The sequence below is a fragment of the Caballeronia sp. LZ024 genome, assembly GCF_031451455.1.
Classification (GTDB): Bacteria; Pseudomonadota; Gammaproteobacteria; order Burkholderiales; family Burkholderiaceae; genus Caballeronia; species Caballeronia telluris.
Window position 1 is genome coordinate 1 of sequence record NZ_JARUXL010000022.1, and the last position, 2682, is coordinate 2682.

The following is a 2682-nucleotide window of genomic DNA, read 5'->3' on the forward strand; positions in this document are numbered from 1 at the left end:
TGGATCTCGGTGCGCAGATTGCAGGAGCGCGCCGCTCTTGCCTTGGAACGCGCGCACGTCGCGCAACGGCGCAACGAACTTCAGGAGGCCTCGGACGAAGTCGAGCAGCACGCCAGGTTCGCCGCGCTCGAGGATTCGTTGCGCCGATTCCTTCAGCAGGAAACTGTCGGGCAATCCACGCCTTGAGCATGGCCACTCTCCCCGGGGCTGGGAGCGATAAGCGTATGATGGTTTTAGTACGCTCACGTGCGGCTGGCTGCGTCGACCGATAATCCCAGAGCGCGTCGCGCGAGGAGAACGACAATGAGCGACGCTATTGCGGGGCAACCTGAGCCCCGGTCCGCTGACAGTACGGTCCGTCCCGCCAGTAGTCTGCCGTTTCCCGTCGTCGGGATCGGCGCATCCGCCGGTGGAGTTCGAGCCCTGCTGCAGTTCTTCGAGAATGCCCCTACCGACATGGGCATGGCGTTCGTAGTCGTCTTGCACCTCTCGCCTGACCATGTGAGTAGCGCGGATGAGGTGCTGCGCCGTGTCACCGGCATGCCGGTTCTCCAGGTGGTACAGCCGGTCTTGATCGAAAAAAATCATGTGTATGTCATCGCGCCAGGGAAAAGCCTGGCGATGACTGACGGTTATTTGCGAGTCGCCGATTCAAAGCGCAGCGCCGGTAGCCCTGTGACCATCGACCGTTTCTTTCGGAGCCTCGCGGATGCGCACGGGCCTCACGCAATGTGTCTCGTGCTATCGGGCAGCGGCAGTGACGGAGCGGTTGGACTTAGCCGGATCAAGGAACAGGGTGGCATCACGCTCGCGCAACTCCCTGCAGATGCCGAGTATGCGCAGATGCCACAGAGCGCGATCGATACTGGGCAAGTCGATCTCGTCCTGCCCGTAACGGAGATGCCACAGAAGCTGCTTGAGTTATGGAGTAATGCTCGGACAATCTCCATTCCGGGAATCGCCACGTCTGAAATGCCGAAGGACCCAGACGCGCCGAGCACGGCAGAGGTGCAACACAGACGAGGCGACGACAGCCAAAGCGCGGAAGAATGTCTTCAGGAAATCCTGTCGGTTCTGCGCGCACGCACCGGTCACGACTTTCGCCACTACAAGCGCGCGACCATGCTTCGCCGCATTGAGCGTCGGCTTCAAGTCAACGCAGTACCCAGTTTGAGACTGTATCGGGACTTGCTGCGCAGACAGCCCGCGGAAACATCGGCTCTGTTGAGCGATATGCTGATCGGGGTCACCAATTTTTTTCGCGATCGGGAGGCGTTTGAGCGACTGCAAAGCGAGGTGGTGCCGGGACTCTTTTTCGGTAAGAAAGAAAGCCAGTCGGTGCGTGCATGGGTGGCTGGCGTCTCATCGGGTGAAGAAGCTTACTCAATCGCCATGCTGCTTGAACAGTATGCGCAACGGCATCACTCGTCCGCGCCGATTCAGGTGTTCGCCACCGATATCGATGAGCGGGCTCTCGGCCGTGCGCGTGCCGGAAGCTATCCGGATTCGATTGCGACAGACGTGCCGGTAGAACTTTTACAACAGTTCCTCACGAGGCAAGGCGAACGCTATGTGATCGTAAAAAGCTTGCGCGAGAAAGTTCTGTTTGCCGTACACAACGTCTTGCGCGACCCGCCGTTCGCCCGTCTTGACCTTGTCTCGTGCCGCAATCTCCTGATCTATCTGGATCGCATCGTGCAGCGTCAGGTCCTTGAGATGTTCCACTTCGCCCTGTGCCCAGAGGGATATCTTTTCTTGGGCACGTCGGAGTCTGCCGATGCCGCCGACGATCTGTTCGCGGTGGTCGATAAAAAAAACCGGATCTATCGCGCAAAGCCGGTCTCAATGGCGGTCCGCCCGCGGATAATGCGCCTGGTCGAACCAAAACCGATTGTGCCGATACCGGAACCGCAAAGGCGCGATCCGGTGCGACATGAACTGTCGCCTGGCGCGCTCCACCAGCGCGTGCTCGAAGAGTATGCGCCGCCCAGCATCATCGTCGATCGCGAGTCGACAATCGTTCACATGTCTGACAGCGCAGGACGCTTTCTTCATTACAGCGGCGGGAGTCCGACGACCAACGTCATCGCCGCGGCACTGCCCGATCTACGTCTTGATTTACGAACCGCGCTGTTCAAAGCGACGCGGAGCGGCAGAAGTGTGGAGGCTCGCCGGGTGAGTCTCCTGCGCGGTGGACAGCGCTCTTACGTGCACATTACCGTACGACCGTTTCATGACACTACGGTCAATGCGGAATTCGCGCTCATTCTGTTCGATGAAGTGCAAGAAACACTTGATGCCGCTGACGGCAAAGGCGCAAGCGAGGAAGACGCATCGGTAATGGCGCAGCTGGAACAGGAGCTTCAACGTAGCAAGCAGCATCTGAACGAAACGATCGAACAATACGAAACGACCCTTGAGGAGATGAAAGCGGGTAACGAAGAATTGCAGGCGATCAACGAAGAACTACGGTCGACCACCGAGGAACTTGAGAGCAGCAAGGAAGAGCTTCAGTCGATCAACGAAGAGCTTTTCACGGTCAACTCCGAGCTGCAGACGCGTATCGAGGATGCAAGCAAGGCCAACGACGATCTGCAGAACTTCATCAGCGCGAGCGATATCGCTACCTTGTTCGTCGACAAGACGATGAAGATCAAGCGCTTTACATCGAACGCGACTGGG

At 58.5% G+C, this 2682-nt stretch carries 1 protein-coding gene and 1 pseudogene; both read left to right on the forward strand.

Annotation, left to right across the window (positions count from 1 at the left end; genetic code table 11):
• Nucleotides 1-186 (forward strand): annotated as a pseudogene (locus tag QCE48_RS31450) (hypothetical protein); the annotation flags it as partial.
• Nucleotides 187-303: 117 nt separating this feature from the next.
• On the forward strand, nucleotides 304-2682 hold a 2379-nt coding region (locus tag QCE48_RS31455), incomplete at its 3' end, for a CheR family methyltransferase (RefSeq protein ID WP_309794455.1).